At 28.9% G+C, this 20,027-nt stretch carries 13 protein-coding genes and 1 pseudogene; 10 read left to right on the forward strand and 4 right to left on the reverse strand.

Translation table 11 applies throughout. From position 1 onward, the window contains the following. Positions 1-261 precede the first annotated feature (261 nt). Both FMAG_RS03360 and FMAG_RS03365 read left to right on the forward strand, forming a co-directional pair. Positions 262-774: pseudogene (locus FMAG_RS03360) on the forward strand (efflux RND transporter permease subunit); the annotation flags it as partial. Between the two features lie 16 nt (positions 775-790). Beyond that, positions 791-1,177, forward strand: a complete 387-nt coding sequence (locus FMAG_RS03365) for a PG0541 family transporter-associated protein (protein WP_005884036.1) — start codon at positions 791-793, stop codon at positions 1,175-1,177. Between the two features lie 75 nt (positions 1,178-1,252). Here the strand turns inward: FMAG_RS03365 and FMAG_RS03370 are convergent, their stop codons facing one another. From FMAG_RS03370 to FMAG_RS03380, 3 genes are read right to left on the reverse strand one after another with little or no spacing between them, the layout of a single operon-like run. Further along, positions 1,253-5,488: a 2-hydroxyacyl-CoA dehydratase gene (locus FMAG_RS03370; RefSeq protein ID WP_005884038.1), complete on the reverse strand. Its 4,236-nt coding sequence runs from the start codon at positions 5,486-5,488 to the stop codon at positions 1,253-1,255. Positions 5,489-5,545: 57 nt separating this feature from the next. Beyond that, positions 5,546-5,884: a hypothetical protein gene (locus tag FMAG_RS03375; RefSeq protein ID WP_005884040.1), complete on the reverse strand. Its 339-nt coding sequence runs from the start codon at positions 5,882-5,884 to the stop codon at positions 5,546-5,548. A gap of 41 nt (positions 5,885-5,925) precedes the next feature. Continuing rightward, complete coding sequence (locus FMAG_RS03380; RefSeq protein ID WP_005884042.1) at positions 5,926-6,657, reverse strand: HAD family hydrolase; 732 nt, start codon at positions 6,655-6,657, stop codon at positions 5,926-5,928. 821 nt (positions 6,658-7,478) lie between these two features. On the opposite strand from FMAG_RS03380, the gene FMAG_RS03385 reads away from it, so the two are divergent. The 8 genes from FMAG_RS03385 to hutX all read left to right on the forward strand — a co-directional run bounded on the left by FMAG_RS03385 (position 7,479) and on the right by hutX (position 16,139). Beyond that, positions 7,479-8,303, forward strand: coding sequence for an endonuclease/exonuclease/phosphatase family protein (locus FMAG_RS03385; RefSeq protein ID WP_005884044.1), 825 nt, complete (start codon positions 7,479-7,481; stop codon positions 8,301-8,303). A gap of 8 nt (positions 8,304-8,311) precedes the next feature. Next, positions 8,312-8,941 (forward strand): thiamine diphosphokinase, encoded by a 630-nt coding sequence (locus FMAG_RS03390; protein WP_005884046.1) that lies wholly within the window; start codon positions 8,312-8,314, stop codon positions 8,939-8,941. Between the two features lie 19 nt (positions 8,942-8,960). After that, on the forward strand, positions 8,961-9,338 hold the full coding sequence (locus FMAG_RS03395) for a thioesterase family protein (RefSeq protein ID WP_005884047.1): 378 nt from the start codon (positions 8,961-8,963) through the stop codon (positions 9,336-9,338). Between the two features lie 28 nt (positions 9,339-9,366). After that, the gene (locus tag FMAG_RS03400) at positions 9,367-10,623 is read left to right on the forward strand and encodes a uracil-xanthine permease family protein (protein ID WP_005884049.1); all 1,257 of its coding nucleotides are present in this window, start codon (positions 9,367-9,369) and stop codon (positions 10,621-10,623) included. Positions 10,624-10,761: 138 nt separating this feature from the next. Then, positions 10,762-12,582 (forward strand): oligoendopeptidase F, encoded by a 1,821-nt coding sequence (gene pepF, locus FMAG_RS03405; protein ID WP_040493704.1) that lies wholly within the window; start codon positions 10,762-10,764, stop codon positions 12,580-12,582. 202 nt (positions 12,583-12,784) lie between these two features. Next, the gene (locus FMAG_RS03410; RefSeq protein ID WP_040493587.1) at positions 12,785-14,089 is read left to right on the forward strand and encodes an NCS2 family permease; all 1,305 of its coding nucleotides are present in this window, start codon (positions 12,785-12,787) and stop codon (positions 14,087-14,089) included. 9 nt (positions 14,090-14,098) lie between these two features. Further along, entirely contained in the window at positions 14,099-15,469 is a 1,371-nt protein-coding gene (locus FMAG_RS03415) for an amidohydrolase (protein ID WP_005884055.1), read from the forward strand. 196 nt (positions 15,470-15,665) lie between these two features. After that, the gene (hutX, locus tag FMAG_RS03420; RefSeq protein ID WP_005884056.1) at positions 15,666-16,139 is read left to right on the forward strand and encodes a heme utilization cystosolic carrier protein HutX; all 474 of its coding nucleotides are present in this window, start codon (positions 15,666-15,668) and stop codon (positions 16,137-16,139) included. Between the two features lie 55 nt (positions 16,140-16,194). On the opposite strand, the gene FMAG_RS03425 is transcribed toward hutX, so the two are convergent. Beyond that, positions 16,195-20,013 (reverse strand): autotransporter outer membrane beta-barrel domain-containing protein, encoded by a 3,819-nt coding sequence (locus FMAG_RS03425; RefSeq protein ID WP_005884058.1) that lies wholly within the window; start codon positions 20,011-20,013, stop codon positions 16,195-16,197. Between the last annotated feature and the right edge of the window lie 14 nt (positions 20,014-20,027).

A 20,027-nucleotide genomic window follows, 5' to 3' on the forward strand; every position in this document is an offset into this window, starting at 1 on the left:
TTATGAGCGCTACCGCACAGAGGGCATTGATAAACAATGAAAGCTTTATCAATTGAACAAGCAAGAAATTTTTGAATAGTCTCTTCAATGTAAAGAAAATGATTATAGTAAAAATATTTTTTGACATGAGTTAAAAGATTTGATATATTAATATCGGAGAATATGTGTTTTAAAAGCATGTATATCTCCTTTTGTATATTTTGTTTGGCGACTATATTATACAAAAAAAGAGAGCTGAGTAAAGCATTTTTTTAATGCTACTCAGCTTTTTTTATTTATGCACTACTAGCTGCACAATTTGAAAACTTCCTATTACCATTTATCATAATAGGATCAATACCTTTGTCATTAATAGGAATAATAGTAGGATTATTATTATTTGATCAACCAATAGATGTAATGGTAATGGTTGGGCTTATCTTACTAGCTGGAGTAGTTGTTAATAACGCTATTGTACTTATTGACTTTATTCAGTTGACTATTGAAAGAGGAAGTAGCAGAATAGAAGCAGTAGTAGAATCTTGTAGAACAAGACTTAGACCAATACTAATGACAACAATGACAACAGTATTAGGAATGTTACCACTATCTTTAGGAATAGGGGAAGGTTCTGAGATTTATAGAGGAATGGCTATAACAGTAATGTTTGGATTAAGTTTCTCAACTATACTAACTCTAGTAATTATCCCAATACTATTTACATTGGTAGAGGATTTTATAGAGAAATTAGCAAAGGTATTAAAAAAGCTTTTTAATAAAAAATCTGCTGAATAGTAAGGGGGATTAGCATATGAATAAATTTGACAACTATAAATTGATAATGATTTATATTAATGAATCACATAAAACTATGCTTGAAGATTTCTTTGATGATATACATTTTCATATGTATACAGTACAAAGGAAGGCTGAAAGTGTATGGAGTGAAAAATTAAAACATAAGAATACTCAAATATGGCCAGGAACAGATTGTATATTTTTATTATCATTGCCAGGAGATAAAGTAGACAATATGTTAAAGATGTTAAAGACTTTTAGAGCTTCATTACCATATGAGATAGTGATGGCAATAGGAGTAATTCCTATGGAGAGAACTATTCCAGATATATCTAGAGAAGATAGTGTAGGAATAGATGAGGTACTACTTAAAAAGTTAAAAAGTAAAAAGAAAAAATAGTATTAATTTTTATTTCTTAGATAAAATTTAAGAGGAGGTTATAATAATTTATAACCTCCTCTAATCAGTTCCTAGTTATGAAATTTTCTGATTCATATTTTTCTTAGCTACTGATAGCATAAGTTTAATTCTGTTAAGTTGATTTACCTCTGAGTAAGCAGGGTCATAGTCAATAGGAGTAATATTTACATTTTCATACTCCTCTCTAAGTCTTTTAATCATTCCTTTACCAGTAATATGGTTAGGTAGACAACCAAATGGTTGAACACAAACTATATTAGGTACCCCGTGTTCAATAAAATCTATCATCTCTCCCATTAAGAACCAACCTTCTCCAGATTGATGTCCTATTGAGATAAATTCAGAAGTTTTCTTAGCTGTTTCTTGAATAGAGATCTCTCTCATAAATCTAGCGTGGGTTGAAATAGCATCATTAAGTACAGCAGTATATCTATCTAATACCCATAATGCTCCTCTTTGTTTTAATCCAGCCATCTTTCCTTTGAATTTTTCAGCTAGGAAAATATCACTATAGATACAGTATTTTATGAAGTTCATAAGGGATGAAGTATAAACCTCTCCTCCCTCTTGCTCTATAAAGTTAGCTAAGTCATTGTTAGCAAAAGGACTAAACTTAACTAAAATCTCTCCTACAATACCAACTTTTATTTTTTTCTCATCACTTACTTCTATTTTAGCAAATTCATCAACTATAAGTTTACAGTTTCTTTTAAACTCTCCAAAGTTACCATTATGAATATTTTTAATAACTTGTTGATTCCATTTTTTATATAGAGCATCACTTTCTCCCTTATTTAGTTCATAAGGTCTAGTATGGTATAGAAGTTTCATAAGTAAATCTCCATATGAAACAGCAATTAGAGCTTTGTGTATAAGAGGTAGTGAAAGTGAGAATCCCTCTTGTTTTTCAAATCCATTAGCATTCAATGAGAGTATAGGGACTTTTTCAAATCCAGCATCTTTGATAGCTTTCTTTAAAAATCCTAGATAGTTAGTAGCTCTACAACTTCCACCAGTTTGAGATATAATAACAGCAGTTCTATCTAGATCATATTTTCCAGATTGAAGAGCTGATATAAGTTCTCCAATTACTAATATAGATGGATAACAAGCATCATTATTTACATATTTTAATCCACAATCAAGGGCTTCTTGTGTTTCAGGTAATATTACAAGATTATATCCTTGAGCTTTAAAAGCATGTTTGATTAAATCAAAGTGCATAGGAGCCATTTGTGGAGCAAGTATTGTATATTCTTTTTTCATAGCCTTAGTAAATTCAGCTTTTTTATACTCTATTTTATGTTTGATAACATTTGCTACAGAGTTTTTCTTATATTCAAGAGCTGCAAGTAAACTTCTTATTCTAATTTTGACAGCCCCAAGATTACTGATCTCATCTATTTTTAATAAAGTATGAACTTTACCATGATTAGTTAAAATTTCATTAACTTGGTCAGTAGTAACAGCATCAATACCACAACTAAAACTATTTAATTCAATCAATTCAAGGTTAGGATTTTTTCCTACTACTGTTGCTGCTCTATAAAGTCTAGAATGGTAAGTCCATTGATCAATAACTCTTAATTCATCATCTAATGAACCAAGGCTAGCTACAGCATCCCCAGTTAATACAGCTATACCAAAAGAGTTGATAATATTTGGAATACCATGATGTATCTCTTTGTCACAGTGATATGGTCTACCACAAAGTACTACTCCAATTTTTCCAGTTCTTTCTAGCTCGCTAATAATCTCTTTAGCTCTATTTTGCATATCTTTTCTAAAGTTATACTTTTCTTCAAGAGCTTTATCTACAGCCAGTTTAACTTCAGGTTTAGTTACACCAAATTTTGTAAACTCTTCCATAACTGTTTTATAGAGAACCTCTTTATTTTCAAAAGAGAATACTGGTATCATCATATCAATATTTTTTTCCTTTATAATATCCATATTATTTTTAATAACCTCAGGATAAGACATAACAATTGGACAGTTAAATTGATTTTGAGATTTTTTATCCTCTTTCTCTTCAAAAATTACACATGGATAAAATATTCTATTGACACCTTTACTAATTAAATTCATAATATGCCCATGAACTAATTTAGCTGGATAACAGATAGAATCTGAAGTGATAGTATCTATTCCACTTTCATAAAGTTTTTTAGATGAGTCATCAGAAAGTACAACTCTAAATCCTAGCTCAGTAAGAAGAGTAAACCAGAATGGATAAGAATCATAGAAATTTAAAACTCTAGGTATTCCAATTTCTCCTCTAGTAGCCTTAGATAGTTCTAATGGAGTGTAACTAAATAATCTGTTGTATTTGTATTCAAACATATTTGGAGCTTGGTTTTTTTTCATCTTTGCAACAGGATTATCACATCTATTTCCAGAGATAAAATTCTCTCCACTTTCAAATTTATGAATAGTTAAAAGACATCTATTAGTACACATACCACAACGAGTAAGATTAGTTGTGTAGTGGAAATTTTCTAACTCTTCTAAAGTCATAAGAGTAGAGTTTTCTTTAGCTTCCTCTTGAGCAATAAGAGCAGCACCAAAAGCTCCCATAATTCCTGCAATATTAGGTCTTATAACCTCTCTTTCAGATACCTTTTCAAAGGCTCTTAAAACACAATCATTTAGGAAAGTTCCACCTTGTACTACTATATATTTTCCAAGTTCCTCTTTATTTTTAATTTTTATAACTTTGAATAAAGTGTTTTTTACAACAGAGTAAGAGAGTCCAGCAGAGATATCAGCCACCTCTACACCATCTTTTTGAGCTTGTTTTACCTTTGAGTTCATAAATACTGTACATCTAGTTCCAAGATCTGCTGGAGACTTAGAAGTAAGTCCAAGTTTTGCAAACTCTTTTATATCCATACCAAGAGAGTTTGCAAAAGTTTCTAAGAATGAACCACAACCAGATGAGCAAGCTTCATTTAAAAGAATAGATGTAATTACTCCATCTTGTATTTTTAAACACTTCATATCTTGTCCACCAATATCTAAGATAAAATCTACTTGGGGTTGGAAAAATTTAGCTCCCTTGTAGTGAGCAATAGTTTCTACTACTCCTTTATCTACTTTTAGAGCAGATTTTATAAGATTTTCTCCATATCCAGTTACACAAGAACCTTTTATTTTTATTTTATCATGTAATTTAGAATAAAGAAGCTTTAGATTATCTATTATATTATCTAAAGGGTTTCCTTTGTTATGAGAATAGTATGAGTAAAGTATCTCTTTCTTTTCAGAGATAAGAACCACCTTTATAGTAGTAGAACCAGAATCTATTCCAAGATATGCATTACCAGAATAATTTTCAATAGCTTTGTTCTCTATTTTTTCTTTTTCATGTCTTGATTTAAACTCTTCAAACTCTTCATCATTTGTAAATAATGGTTGAAGTCTTGAAGTTTCAGATGTATCTTTTTCATTTAATTTTAAGAATTTTTTTTGTAATTCCTCTAATGAGTAAGTATTATTATTTTCTTCTGAAAGAAAACCAGCTCCTTGAGCTACAAAAATTTGTGAATTTTTAGGGAAGATTACATCTTCAGGTGCAAGATTTAAAGTTTCAATAAATCTTTTTCTAAGCTCACTTAAAAAGAAAAGAGGTCCTCCTAAAAAAGCTACTTTACCAGTTATCTTTTTACCACAAGCAAGTCCAGTGATAGTTTGATTTACTACTGCTTGGAAAACAGATACAGCAATATTCCCTTTTTTTACTCCCTCATTTACAAGAGGTTGTATATCAGTTTTGGCAAATACTCCACATCTAGCAGCAATAGGATAGATAGTGTCATATTCCTTAGCTAATTCGTTTAATCCTGTAGCATCAGTATTAAGTAGAGCAGCAATCTGGTCAATAAAAGCTCCAGTTCCACCAGCACAGCTACCATTCATTCTTTGGTCCATATCATTTTTAAGGAAAGTAATTTTAGCATCTTCTCCCCCTAATTCTATGGCAACGTCAGTTTCAGGGATAATTACCTCGATAGCTTTTATACAAGCGATTACTTCTTGTACAAACTCTATTCCTATCCAACTTGCAATACCCATACCACTTGAACCTGTGATATTTATCTTAAAGCTGATATCTTCTCCATATTTTTCTTTCATAAATTTAAAGAAATCATCAAACATAGATTTTGTAGTCTCTCTTACATTTGATAGATGTCTTTGATAGATAGAATAAACAATATTTTTTTCCTCATCTAAGCAGACGATTTTAACTGTTGTTGAACCAACATCTGTTCCAATAAAAAATTCTTTCATAGTATTACTCCTTAAAATTTACTTTTTAAAATATTTTGATAAAAATTAAAGAGTTTTTTAAATTCGTAGTATGCGGGACTCATAACGAGTCAAAATGGTGTAATATCCTCCCTCATAAAGAATAGGAGAATACTCTTCATATTCAATAAATCTTTCAATTATAGGTTTTATCTCAACAGAATTTTTAGGTGTTCCAGCTCTAATAATATTTCTAGCAAAAATTTGTACCTTATTAAGTTCGATAAAACTATAACTTTCTGTTTCATCGTTACTATGTATCATATAGATAGCTTGATTTTTGTCGTAAAAGCCATCAAACTCCATTTTAGGATTGATACTTGAACTAAAAAACAGAAGTAAACATGAAATGATAAAGTAAAATACTCTTTTTATCATTTCTCTTTCCTCCTCAATCTATATAAAAATTTTTACAAACTTTAGAAAGTAGAGTCTATAGTTTTTACATTAGCATCAACAGAGTAAATTACATCTTTTCTCTCTACAATTATCTCAGTTTTGCTTGCTAACTCCTCATCACTTTTAATGCTATTTAATAACTCTAAGCTAGGATTTATTGCTTTAGGATTTCCCACTAATTGTAGCATAGTAATATCTCCATGAGTATCTCCATAAGCATAACTTTTATCCAAATCAATTTGATATTTTTCACAAAATTTATGTATTGATTTTAATTTATTTTTAGAATCCCACATAGGAGAAATCTCCCCAGTTAAAATTCCACTCTTATCAGTGTGATAAGTAGAACCACAAAAATCATCAGCATTCCATTTTTTAGCCATTCTTGAAACTAAAAAGTCTGGACTACCAGATATAAAAATAACAAGATGCCCTTGAGCTTTATGCCACTTTATCATCTTTCTAGTGTAAGCATATACTTTGTTTCCCTTTAACTCAACTACTTTATCAGCAACAAAATCATTGTATTTAGTAGGTAGGCCTTTTATAGCATCTACATATGTTCCTGTCAAATCCCCTAAGTAGTTATCATAATTTCCAACTCTCTCGTCCCAAAGCTTAAATGCCTCTTTGACTCTTCTATCATATTCGCTAAAATCTAATAAATCATATTTTATTAATTTTTTAAAATGCTCAGTCAAAAGAGAGTTTCTAAAAATAGTACCATCAATATCAAAAAACGCTGCAATCATAATTATACCCTCCTTCAAAAAATATATCTATATTAGAAAAATTATAGTTGAAAAATCAAAAAAAGTCAAATATTATCTTGATTTCTTATTATACTAAAACAGTTTAAAAAGATAACTTTATAAAATTAATTGAGATATCTATATAAAAAATACCCCGCAGGGTTGGAGGTAATGCTACTTTCTGTATATCATTACAATGATGATAACTACTAGTAAAAGAACTAGTCCACTATCAAAGTGGATGTTTTGAATAAAAATATTCATAGAGCATTCCTCCTAAGTCAAGTTGTGTTTTCTGTCTCGGTCAAAGACAGAATAAAAGCCCCAATAAAAAATTATTAGGGCTGATATTCTGACCTTGATTAAACACAACTTAACTACCCATTGGGGTACTATAGTACGATTGAATTATATCAAATTATAGGCAAAAAGTCAAATTTAATAGGGAAAAGTTGAAGCTATAAAATCGATTTTAACACCTGTTATTTTATTCTTTTGATTAAAAGTATGACTAAAAAATATACCTCTATAAGCTTATAAAAACCTCTTTAAGAAGAGATGCTTGGAAGGAGCTATTTTAGATACTTTGAGAGAGTACAAAAATTATATTTTTTCATTTTTATGAACAAAATAAGATAAAAAAGTATAAAAAATGAAAAAACAGTATAAGAATATATATAAAAAGTAAAAAAGTACTATTCTAATAAAAGAGTTTATAATACTTTTTATTTTTTGAAAAAATAAAGTTATAGCTTAATAATCTGATAGAGAATTTTTACAATTAATGATATAATATGTAAAGAATAAAAAGAGGTGGAAAGATGAGAAAATTAAAAATTTTGATTTTATATATTTTAATGACTTTGACTCTTTTAGCTCAAGAGGGATATATAGCTTCTTTTAATACCTTAAGAATAGGAAAAGCTCAAAAGGATTTTAAACTTATGAGTAAAGTTTTAGAAGGTTTTGATGTAGTTGGACTTATAGAAGTAATGAATCCAATAGGAGTAGAAAGGCTAATAAAGGAGCTGGAAAAAGAGAGTGGAGTGAGATGGGAGTACCATATTTCTCCATATCCAGTAGGAAGTACAAGTTATAAAGAGTATTTTGCATATATTTGGAAAAGTGAAAGAGCAGAATTTTTAGGAGATAGAGGATTTTATCCTGATGATGAGAAAAAATTTGAAAGAGCTCCCTATGGAGCAGATTTTAAAATAGGAAATTTTGATTTTACCTTTGTATTAGTACACTCTATCTTTGGAAAGAGAGAATCTGAAAGAAGGGCTGAAGCTTTTACTATGGATAGAGTCTATGATTATTTTCAAAACTTAGATAGTGAAGAGAATGATATAATTATAGCTGGAGATTTTAATCTCAGTGCTGATGATGAAGCATTTGAAAATCTATTGAATCACAGTGATGAGGTAGTACATGTACTCAATCCAAGAATAAAAACAACTATTGGGAAGGATAAATTAGCTAGTTCCTATGATAATATGTTTCTATCAAAAATTTATACTCAGGAATTTGAAGGAAAGAGTGGAGCGATAGATTTTACAAAGAAACAGTACAGAATGATGAAAGATAAAATATCAGACCATCTACCAATATTTATTATAGTAGATACAGAATTTGATGATGATTAGAGGGAAAAATGAGAGTAGCGTATGTTTTTTTTAATGGAGAACTTTTAGGAAGTAAAGAGTATTATTTAAACCTTATGAAAAAAAATAAGGGGGATATCTATTGTGCTGATGGTGGTGCAAATCTTTTGGAAAAATTGGGAGTAGTTCCAATGGAGATATGGGGAGATTTTGACTCTGTACCTGAAAATATTTTAGAAAAATATGAAAAGTCAGGAGTAATTATAAAGAGATTTCCTAAAGATAAGGATTTTACAGATGGAGAGTTGATTTTAAAATATATAAGTGAAAAAAAATATGATAAGATTATTGTAATTGGTGGGTTAGGTGGTAGAAAAGATCATGAATTAACAAACCTTAATCTGATGTTTAAATTTAAAAATCTAATTTTTGTAAGTGAAACAGAGGATATTTTTGCAATAGAAAACTACAGAGAGTTTGTAGGAGAGAAAGGAAAAACTATATCCTTTGTTCCATTTTCTGAGAAGGTAGAAAACTTGACATTAAAAGGATTTAAATACCCACTTACTAATTATACTCTTCATCAAGGGGAGAGCATTTGTATGAGTAATATAGCACAGGAGGATATCTGTGTTGTATCCTTTGATAAGGGGAAATTAATAGGTATTGTTATAAAATAATTTATATAGGAGGAATATTATGTTAAAAGAAGGTATGAATTTTACACAAAGCAAAGTAGTTAAAGGGAGTGAAACAGCAGCTAAAGTGGCATCAGGAGCTTTAGAAGTTTTCTCTACACCTATGCTTATAGCTTTTATGGAGAGTACAGCTTTTACTTTAGCTCAAAAAGAGTTAGGAGAAGGGGATACAACAGTAGGAATCTCTGTAAATATTAAACATTTAAAAGCTAATCTTATAGGAGATGAATTAACTTGTACAGCTACTTTAGATAAAATAGATGGGAAAAAATTAGATTTCTCTGTTAAGGTTTTCCATGGAGAAACTTTAGTAGGAGAGGGAGAACATAGTAGATTTATAGTTAATGAAGAGAAATTTTTAGCAAAATTAAAAAAATAAGATAATATATTTGGAGGAAGTTTAAAAAATGAAAAATACTGAAAAGGTAGTAGGAAATGCTAAATTTATACTGGGAATACAGCATGTACTTGCAATGTTTGGAGCTACTGTTTTAGTTCCTTTCTTAACAGGATTAAATCCATCAATAGCTTTAATATCTGCTGGGGTAGGAACATTGATATTTCATCTTTGTACAAAAAGAATTGTACCAGTTTTCTTAGGTTCATCTTTTGCTTTTATAGGAGCATTGACATTAGTTTTAAAAAATGAAGGAATAGGAGCTATAAAAGGTGGAGTAATAGCTGCAGGGCTTATATATGTAATAATGTCTTTCTTGGTAAAAACTTTTGGAGTGGAGAAAATAAAATCATTTTTCCCACCAATAGTAACAGGACCTATTATTATGCTTATAGGACTTAGAATGAGTCCAACAGCTTTAAATATGGCTGGATATGCTAATGGAAAATTTGATACTAAAAGTTTAATAGTAGCTTTTTCTGTAATTTTAACAATGGTATCTATCACAATGATGAAGAAATCATTCTTAAGACTTATACCAATATTAGCTGCTGTAATAGTAGGATATATTGTAGCTACTATTTTAGGAATGGTAGATTTTAGTGTAGTATCTCAAGCTAAGTGGATAGGACTTTCTACTGAAGCAGCGAGTGATCTGTTTACAATACCATCTATGTCTTTGACAGGAATAATAGCCATAGCTCCAATAGCTTTAGTAGTATTTATTGAGCATATAGGAGATATTACAACTAATGGTGCTGTTGTAGGAAAAGATTTCTTCAAAGATCCTGGAATCCACAGAACACTTTTAGGAGATGGACTTGCTACAATAGCAGCAGGATTTTTAGGAGGACCAGCTAATACAACTTATGGAGAGAATACAGGAGTGTTAGCAGTAACAGGAGTATATGACCCAGCTATTTTAAGGATAGCAGCTTGTTATGCTATTATATTAGGATTTATAGGAAAATTTGGAATACTTTTACAAACTATTCCATTACCAGTAATGGGAGGAGTTTCTGTAATTCTATTTGGAATGATAGCTTCAGTAGGAGTAAGAACTGTTGTAGATGCACAACTTGATTTTGGTAATTCAAGAAATCTAATAATCTCTTCTATAATATTTGTTCTTGGAATAGCAGTAGATAATATAAGTATATGGCAAACAGTTTCTGTATCAGGATTAGCTTTAGCAGCTTTTTCAGGTGTTGTTTTAAATAAGATTCTTCCAAAAGATAGAGAGATAAAACTAAAAAAATTGGACTAGAGAGGTGGTAATATGAAAAATCTCATAATTGTAGGCTTTATTGCAGCATTAGCTGGGCTTTATTTAACTAATGAAAAGAAGGAGAAAAGTGAAGTTGTAAAGAGTGAGATTGTAAAACCACAAAAGGAGGAAACAAAATTGTTAAAAAGAAGTGAGATTGATAATAAGTATAAGTGGAATATGACAGATTTTTATCCTGACTGGGCAGAGTGGGATAAAGACTTAGAAACTTTAAAATCCATGATGAAAGAGATTCCACAATACAAAGGGCAAATAAAAGATGACTCCAAAAAATTTGTAGAGCTTATCAAATTAGAAGAAAAAATGGGAAGATTACTAGATAAGCTTTATGTATATGTATATATGTTAAAAGATTTAGATTCTAAAGATGAGGTATCTTCTGTAAAACTTCAAGAGATTCAAGCTATATATACAGAGTATTCAGTAAGTGCAGCTTGGATAACACCAGAGATTTTGCAAATTCCCAAAGAGACTATGGAAAGATGGATAGATGAAAATCCAGAACTAAAAGATAATAGATTTGGACTTATGGAAATATATAGATTGCAAGGGCATGTACTAGATGAAGGAAAAGAAAAATTACTTTCTTACTATGGGCAATATATGGGAGCTCCTCATGATATATATGCAGAATTATCTATCTCTGATATGAAATGGAATGAGGTAAAACTTTCTGATGGATATGAAGGACCTGTTACAAATGGAGTATATTCAAAAGTTTTAGCAACTAATAGAAATCAAGAGGATAGAAAAAAAGCTTTTGAAGCACTATATGGAGCTTTTGATAATAATAAAAATACCTATGGAGCAATATATAGAGCACTTCTTCAAAGAGATGTGGCTTCATCTAAAGGAAGAAACTATAACTCTAGTTTAGAAAAAGCACTTGAGCCTAAAAATGTTCCAACTGAAGTTTATACAACTTTATTAAAATCAGCAATAGATAATAATGCTCCGCTACAAAGATATGTAAATTTAAGAAAAAAAGCTTTAGGTTTAAAAGAGTATCACTACTATGATAATAGTATAAATATAGTAGAATATGATAAAACTTTTGATTATGATGTGGCAAAAGAGATGGTATATAATTCTGTAGCACCTCTTGGAGAAGATTATTCTGCTAAGATGAATAGAGCTATAAGTGAAGGTTGGATAGATGTATTTGAAACTGAAAACAAAAGAAGTGGAGCTTATTCAATAGGAATTTATGATGTACATCCATATATGTTATTAAACTATCAATCAACTTTGGATGATGTGTTTACATTAGCCCATGAATTGGGACATACACTACATACAATGTTATCAAATGAAAACCAACCATATGCTACACATGATTATACAATATTTGTAGCTGAAGTAGCTTCTACTTTTAATGAGAGATTACTACTAGATTATATGATTAAAAATTCAAATGACCCTATTGAGAAGATAGCATTGATAGAGCAAGCTCTTGGAAATATTGTAGGAACTTTCTATATCCAAACTCTATTTGCTAACTATGAGTATCAAGCTCATAAGTTAATAGAGGAGGGAAAAGCTGTAACTCCTGATGTTCTTAGCGGAATAATGAATAATCTATTTAAAGAGTATTTTGGAGATAGCATCACTATGGATGAGTTACAAAAAATAATCTGGGCAAGAATACCACACTTCTTTAACTCTCCTTATTATGTATATCAATATGCTACTAGCTTTGCTTCATCAGCAAATCTATATGATAGAATAACTAATACTAAGTATAGCGAAGAGGAAAGAGCCAAAGCTAAAGAAGATTACTTAACACTTTTAAAATCTGGTGGAAATGACCATCCTATGAATCAACTTAAAAAGGCAGGAGTGGATTTAGAAAAATTTGAAAGCTTCCATGCTGTAGCTGTAGAGTTTGATAGATTACTTGATATTTTAGAAGAGGAATTGAATAAATTAGAAAAATAAAATAGGAAGAGGAATATTTTACTAAAAAATTCTTTAGAAGAGTAGATAATAATGAGTAAAATATTCTTCTTTTTTATTTAAAATATTTTGTTATTTTATGTTAATATGAAAAAAATATAATATTCTCAAATTCAAACAAAAAAGTTTGACAAAAATCACATTTTCTAATAAAATGGAAGTAGACTTTTATAATAGGAGGGAAATGATGACTAACACTTTGTTAGAAAAAGTATTTAAAATTGAAGAGAGAAAAAGTAGTGTAAAAACAGAGGTAATTGGAGGAGTTACAACATTTTTAGCAATAGCATATATAATATTTGTAAATCCTGCAATTTTATCTTTAGCTGGAATGGATAAAGGAGCTTTAATTACAGTAACTTGTCTAGCTACAGCAATAGGAACATTTTTAGCTGCTTTTATAGGAAATGTGCCTATAGCAATGGCACCTGGAATGGGACTTAATGCCTTTTTTACTTTTACACTTGTTATAGGAAAAGGTGTACCTTGGCAAGATGCTTTAGGAGTAGTTTTTATATCAGGAGTTTTCTTTTTTATATTAGCAGCTTCAGGGCTTAGAGAAAAGTTAGCTTCAGCTATACCTACACCGATTACTATTGCTTCTACAGCAGGGATAGGTTTATTTATAGCTTTTATAGGTTTAAAAAATATGGGAATAATAGTAGCAGATCCAGCTACATTAGTAGCATTAGGAAAATTTGACTTACCTGTTACACTATCTATACTCGGTTTAGTTTTAATGGCAATTTTTGAATTAAAAAAAGTTAGAGGTGGAATACTGATAAGTATTGTAATTATAACAGTACTAGGAATGATATTAGGATTAGTAGAATTACCTAAAGCTATAATATCTATGCCACCAAGTATAGAACCAATAGCTTTTAAATTAAATATTTTTGGAGCCTTTAAAATCTCATTATTTGGTTCAATATTCTCTTTTATGTTTATAGACTTATTTGATTCATTAGGATTTTTAATAGCTTGTTTTAGAGAGATAGGTCTAGTAGATGAAAAAGGAAAATATAAAGGTTTAGGAAGAATGATGTTTGCTGACGTTTCATCTACGATAATAGGAGCTTGTTTAGGTACTAGTACAGTTACTACATTTGGAGAATCTGCAGCAGGAATAGCAGCAGGAGCAAAAACAGGATTAGCTTCATTTGTTACAGCTATTTTATTTTTATTAGCTTTACTTGTTACTCCATTAGTTGGAATAGTACCAATGTTTGCTGCTGCTCCATCACTTGTAATGGTAGGAGTATTTATGTTTAAAAGTGTAAGAGACTTAGATTTATCTGATATAAAGATAGCAGTTCCAGCTTTTGTTACAATAATATTTATGCCACTTACTTATAGTATCAGTATTGGATTAAGTTTTGGATTTGTTAGCTATATTATAATGCATGCTGTAGCTAAAGAGTGGAATAAAATAAATACAGTTTTATGGATAATAGGAGCTCTTTCATTAGTAAACTTAATTTGGAGATAGGAGGAAATAATGGGAAAACTTTTAATTAAAAATGGATATATAGTTTCAATGAATGAAAAAAGAGAGGTTTTTAATGGAGGTTCTATTCTTATTGAAGATGATAGAATAAAAGCCATTGGAAAAATAGATGAAAAACTATTAGATAGCGATGTAGAGATTTATGATGCACAAGGAAAAATTATTCTTCCTGGACTTGTAAATACTCATGTACATCTTTCACAGCAATTAGGAAGAGGAATAGCAGATGATGTAGTGTTACTTACTTGGTTAAGAGAGAGAATTTGGCCATATGAGAGTAGCTTTGATTATGAGGATTCCTTAATTTCATCAATAGCTTGTTGTGTAGAGATGATAAAATCAGGTACTACAACTTTCTTAGAAGCTGGGGGACAATATGTAGATGCTATGGTAGAGGCAGTAGAAAAATGTGGACTTAGAGCTTGCCTTTGTAAGTCTACTATGGACGATGGAGAGGGACTTCCAAAACCTTGGCAAAAAACTACTGAAGAGGAGTTAAGAGAGCAAGAGGAGTTATTTAAAAAATATAATAACGCAGCTGATGGAAGAATAAAAATTTGGTTTGGACTAAGAACTATATTTAATAACTCAGATGATTTAATAGTAGGAACAAAAAAATTAGCAGATAAGTATAATACTGGAATACATATGCATGTGTTGGAAGTAAAAGAGGAGATGGATTATACAAGAGCTACTAGAGGAGAAACAACAGTGGAGCACCTATATAGACTAGGAGCTTTAGGACCTAATTTAGTAGCTGCCCATGTAGTATGGTTAACTGAAAGAGAGATAGATTTATTTAGACTTTATGATGTAAAAGCATCTCATAATCCAGCAGCTGCTATGAAAGTAGTTTTAGGTTTTGCTAGAATTCCTGAGATGATGGAGAAAGGTATTACTGTTGGAATAGGAACAGATGGAGCACCGTCTAATAATAGGATGGATATGATGAGAGATATGTATTTAACATCATTATTACATAAAGGAAGAACATTAGACCCTAAGAGTGTTTCTGCTGAAGAGGTTTTAGAGATGGCAACAATAAATGGAGCTAAATGTGCTTTACAAGAGAAGGAGATAGGAAGTTTAGAAGTTGGTAAAAAAGCTGATTTAATAGTTTTAAATCCTGATACTATTCATGCTCTACCATTAGTAGACCCAATAGCTAATATAGTATATGCTATGAGCAGTGAAAATGTAGAATCTACAATGTGTAATGGAAAATGGTTAATGAAAGAGAAGAAAATTTTATTCTTAGATGAGAAAGAACTTTTAGAAAAAGTTAAAAAACAAAGTAAAAAAGTTTTAGATAGAGCTGGAGTAAAGTTACCAAATAGATTTCCAGTAGTAGATATTAAATAAAAAAATATTATATTATTCTTTAGAATAATATAATAAAATTAAGAGTATTGTAATTAAAAGTTATAATACTCTTTTTTATTATTTTCAATATGAGAGATAATATTGACAAAAATTTTAAATTATAATATAATTTGAATATAAAATTAAATTAAGAACAAAATATTTTAAAAAATAAGAAGATAAAAGGAGTAAAGAGATGAAAAATAGAATTGTGAAATTATTAAAAGAAAATGAGAAAATATCTTTAGAAAAAATAGCTAAAGAGTTAGGAATATCTCTTATAGAGGTATTAAGAGAAGCTCCAACAGTAAGAAAATATCCTCTTGAGAAAAGAGAAGAACTTTTTGAAATATTAAGAGGATGGGAAAAAGTTTTTCTATTAGTAGTAACTCCTAACTTTGTTTTAGAAATAAAAGATAAGTTTCCAAAGGGATTTTATGCTCATGGATATTTAAATTTCCATGACCCAGAATCTTCAATAGGAGGACATTTAAGTGTTGATAAAATAAAAGAGATTTTCTTAGTAGAGGATAATATGTTTGGAAGAAAAAGTTGTTCAATAAGATTCTATGGGGAAGATGAGAAAGAGATATTTGCTATATATGTTCCAAGAGATGATAAGAAAGAATTAATTAAAGAGTATTTAGATTGTTTTTACTCTTTGATATAAAAGTGTTAATAAAAAAAAGAAGCTGTTATGTTATTACAGCTTCTTTTTAATTAGATTAAAAACGATATCCAGCTTTTAGCCCAAAGGTAATATTATTATATTCATCATTTGTAGTATAAGTTCCTTCTAATCCATAGTTGATTCCTGAATTTAAAGAAACATCATAGTTTAAAACTAATTTTATAGAATTTTTTTCAAATTTGTTTCCTTGGATTTCCATTGAACTAGTAGAATCATTAAATTTACCATTTAGATTTTTATTGTCATATCCCAATATACCAAATTTTCCAAAAATACCTCCAGATAGAGTATTTTTAGAGTTAGGGTTAAAGATAGTTTTATTTAAGCTTACTCCTAATTCACTATCTAAATAATTATAATTTTGAGCTTTAATATTTAAGGCTAAAGGAGCATTTTTTTCTTTAATATCTTCTTGTGAGATAAATGAATAAGATACTAGCCCTCTAAAATTAAGTGCTAAGTCATCTTTTAAAGAATATTGATAATTTAATCCTGAGTATAAATTTATTCCATATACATTTGTATTGGAAGTGAAATTGTTTTCTTGATAATTATTTTTAAACTCTCTATTTACTTCATACTCTCCATACTGTAATCCAAATCCATTTAGCCATTGTAATTTAGGAGTTAAGAAGTTTCTATTATATCCACCTAAATACGCACTAACACCTTTAATTTTAGATTCTGTAGTAACCTCTTTAAGGGTATCATTTTTTATTTCATTATGATTAGAAGTAGCTCCTCCTACAATAAATCCAAAGTTCATATTATTAATTTCAGTCTCATATATACCATAACCACTATAGATATTTCCTTTAAAAGAATCATAAGAGTTTTTAGTTAAAATACTTCCACCATGTACATAATTTTTGTTAACTGAAAAGTCGTTATTTATATCAAATGGGATAGAAGTAAAAGTAGAGATTTCATCTTTTGCTACTTTATTTAGTCTAGAATAAATATTTTTATTTTGAACTTGATTTATAAGAGTTTGTAATTCTTTTAGTACTTCTTCCTGTCTTTGAGTATAGTAAAGAATAGAGTGTAATTCTTTATAATCAAATATATCTTCTTTATTTTCAAGAGCTTTTAAATCTTTTAAAAGTGCTTTATCTAATGATTCTTCATTTTCAAGTAGAACTTTAGAAATAAGTTGTGGAATTTCAAGAGCATATCTCATAATCTCTTTTAAATTATTTTTTTTATCTCCATACTTATCAAACCATCTAATAGCACTATCTAAAGAAGATAATTTACTGTTTAAACTTTTAACACTATCTATCTTTTGATTTTCTTCATCTAAATGAGATTTTAAAGTTTCAAGTGCATTACTATAAAACTTTTTTAAGTTATTATATTTTTCAGTTATTTCATTTTCTGTTAGATTGTCTAAATTATTTATATCATTTTGTAAATTTAAATCAGATATTTTTTGCGATGTTTCAGATAGATTTAATTCTTTAACTTTAGCTAATTGTTCATGTCTTTTTTGTCCAATAGTAATAACAGTATTATTTTTAAGATTACTAATATTTTCTTTTATTTTGTCTTCTTCAAGTTTAGAAAAATTAAATTGACCTAAATCTTTTATAATCTCTTCAGCATTTTTTTCTCTAAGATATTTAGCAAGTGTAATATCTTTTTTTAGTTCTTTTTCATCTTCTTCAGCTGTAAAGTTAGTTCTTTTATTTGTAGTTGTCAAAGTAGCAAAAAGAGATGATAGATGTCCTGAATTTTTAATACTTGCATAAACTTCATTTTCTTTATCATTTAACATTTTTAAAGAATCTTTGATATTAACTTTTAAAAGAGTATTTCCCTCAAAATCAGTTTTTTCTAACTTATCTAAGGTATGTGCAATTGAATCTGAAATCATAGATATTTTATAATCTAATATTTCTCCACTTTCTCTATCAAAAGCTTCATATTCTAATTTTCTACCCATGTTAATAACAGAGTCTTCGCTAATTCTACTAACCATTAATTCAATAGCAAAATCATTCCTATACTTATTATTTAAAATAGAGTGTAAACTTTTAAAAATAATATCTTTATCTGAATCTTTAAAAGCATGTTGTATTAGATGTCCTTCTTTATTTTTTACTGTAGGGTCAATATCCATTGAAAGAGAAGTTCTTCCAGAAAGAGAGGCAGAAGAATCAGTTCCAATTTGTCCCCCAACTTTAACCACATCTATATTTTTTAATTGAGAATAAGCTCCTAAAATAACATTAGTACCATATTTTCCTGTGAATTGTTCAGTGATAGTAAGTTGATTGTTACCTTCTCCTAAATCTATAATTCCATCTATTCTCCCTTTTCCTCTAAGTTCGATATTTTTACCTAGGATACCATCAACAAGGTCTTTAGCACCTATAACAAAACTTGTCCACTTACTTTCATCTTCTGTTCCCCACTTATAGAAACCATACTTTTTAGGAATTTCCATTTGTATATCTAATTCTATTTTTAATATTTTATCATCAGTTTCATCTTTAATTTTGTTATATTTAACATAATTATCAAGTAATTCTTGAACTTCTTTAGTTTGTTTATCATAATATTTTTTAGCCTCTTCTTTTGAATACCAGCCTCCAGTGAATATATAATGGTCATCAGGTAATCTAGAATCATTTTTTATTTTTTCTAATTCTTTTTTTGCTGTTGAATTTTGTTCTTTAAGAGGAGTTAAATCCTTTCTTTTTTGGGCTATTTCACTTTTCATGTTATTTAGAGCTGTATCAAATTCTCCACCCTTTTCAAATGGTTTTATCCATTTTTTTTCAAACTCTTCATTTGAAAGTTCATTTTTATCTTTAAAATATTGATTTAAAATTTTATTATTGGAATTTTGATTGTTTTTAGCTTCTTCAATAATTTTTTCTAAAGATTTTGTGGAGTTATACCCAGATGATATTTGAGTATATGCTTTGTCATAATTGAATTTATCTTCAATAACTATACTACCATCAGTCTTATATAAGACTTTTCCAGAACTATCATTTGTTCTATTAAAAGAGTCATAGATATAGATTTTTGTAAAAACTTCATCTTTAAATTGTTTATTTTCATCAGTTTCACCAGGTTGATGCACAGATACTGCTTCTAATTCCCAAAGAACTTTCCATTCTTTTCCATTACAAACTGTATATAGCTCTCCGTTTTTATATACAGTTTCAATATCTTTAACTTCTTTTAATTTTTTTTGTAGATATTTTACTACTTCTTCTTTACTTTTTCCTTGAATTTTAGAATAATAATCATCCATAGAAATATTTAATTGATTTCTTACTCCGGATTCGATACTTTTATATGTCCCTTCTAATAGGTATTTGGTATTACTATTTTTATTACTATTTTCTACTTCATTTTCAAAATCTGAAGAATTGACAATTTTTAAATCTTTTACAATATTACCATTTCCAAGATAAACTCTCTTTTGATTCCCTATTCTTTTATATTGTAACTTATCTAATTCATTTTTAGATAAATTGTTATTAATTAAATCTGAAACATTAAAATATGAATCTGATGTATTTATTCCTTTTATTGAAGTAAACTCTTCAATAAATTCATTGTTAGTTGTAAATTGAGCTATTGGAACAATATCAACATCATTATATCCCTCTCCAACAGTAGTTCCTTTATCTAGATAATCAGAATTTATTCCATTTTGTCTATTTATTTCATCTACCATTCTTAATAAGTCTTCATATGATCCTTTTTCAAAAGTTGTTATAAATTCAGAATCAACTGAGATTCTAAAATTTCCATCTTTACTGTAGATATCAGTCTCAGAATAACTGTTTTGAGCAGCAATAATTAACATTAACATAATTAGTTGTTTTTTCATAGTTGGTCTCCTTT

This window comes from Fusobacterium mortiferum ATCC 9817, assembly GCF_000158195.2.
GTDB lineage: Bacteria > Fusobacteriota > Fusobacteriia > Fusobacteriales > Fusobacteriaceae > Fusobacterium_A > Fusobacterium_A mortiferum.

What these genes read in the sequence shown, in the direction of transcription:
- FMAG_RS03365 (WP_005884036.1), top strand. Translation starts at nt 791, where the DNA reads ATGAATAAATTTGACAACTATAAATTGATAATGATTTATATTAATGAA.
- FMAG_RS03370 (WP_005884038.1), bottom strand. Translation starts at nt 5,488, where the DNA reads ATGAAAGAATTTTTTATTGGAACAGATGTTGGTTCAACAACAGTTAAA.
- FMAG_RS03375 (WP_005884040.1), bottom strand. Translation starts at nt 5,884, where the DNA reads ATGATAAAAAGAGTATTTTACTTTATCATTTCATGTTTACTTCTGTTT.
- FMAG_RS03380 (WP_005884042.1), bottom strand. Translation starts at nt 6,657, where the DNA reads ATGATTGCAGCGTTTTTTGATATTGATGGTACTATTTTTAGAAACTCT.
- FMAG_RS03385 (WP_005884044.1), top strand. Translation starts at nt 7,479, where the DNA reads ATGAGAAAATTAAAAATTTTGATTTTATATATTTTAATGACTTTGACT.
- FMAG_RS03390 (WP_005884046.1), top strand. Translation starts at nt 8,312, where the DNA reads ATGAGAGTAGCGTATGTTTTTTTTAATGGAGAACTTTTAGGAAGTAAA.
- FMAG_RS03395 (WP_005884047.1), top strand. Translation starts at nt 8,961, where the DNA reads ATGTTAAAAGAAGGTATGAATTTTACACAAAGCAAAGTAGTTAAAGGG.
- FMAG_RS03400 (WP_005884049.1), top strand. Translation starts at nt 9,367, where the DNA reads ATGAAAAATACTGAAAAGGTAGTAGGAAATGCTAAATTTATACTGGGA.
- FMAG_RS03410 (WP_040493587.1), top strand. Translation starts at nt 12,785, where the DNA reads ATGATGACTAACACTTTGTTAGAAAAAGTATTTAAAATTGAAGAGAGA.
- FMAG_RS03415 (WP_005884055.1), top strand. Translation starts at nt 14,099, where the DNA reads ATGGGAAAACTTTTAATTAAAAATGGATATATAGTTTCAATGAATGAA.
- hutX (WP_005884056.1), top strand. Translation starts at nt 15,666, where the DNA reads ATGAAAAATAGAATTGTGAAATTATTAAAAGAAAATGAGAAAATATCT.
- FMAG_RS03425 (WP_005884058.1), bottom strand. Translation starts at nt 20,013, where the DNA reads ATGAAAAAACAACTAATTATGTTAATGTTAATTATTGCTGCTCAAAAC.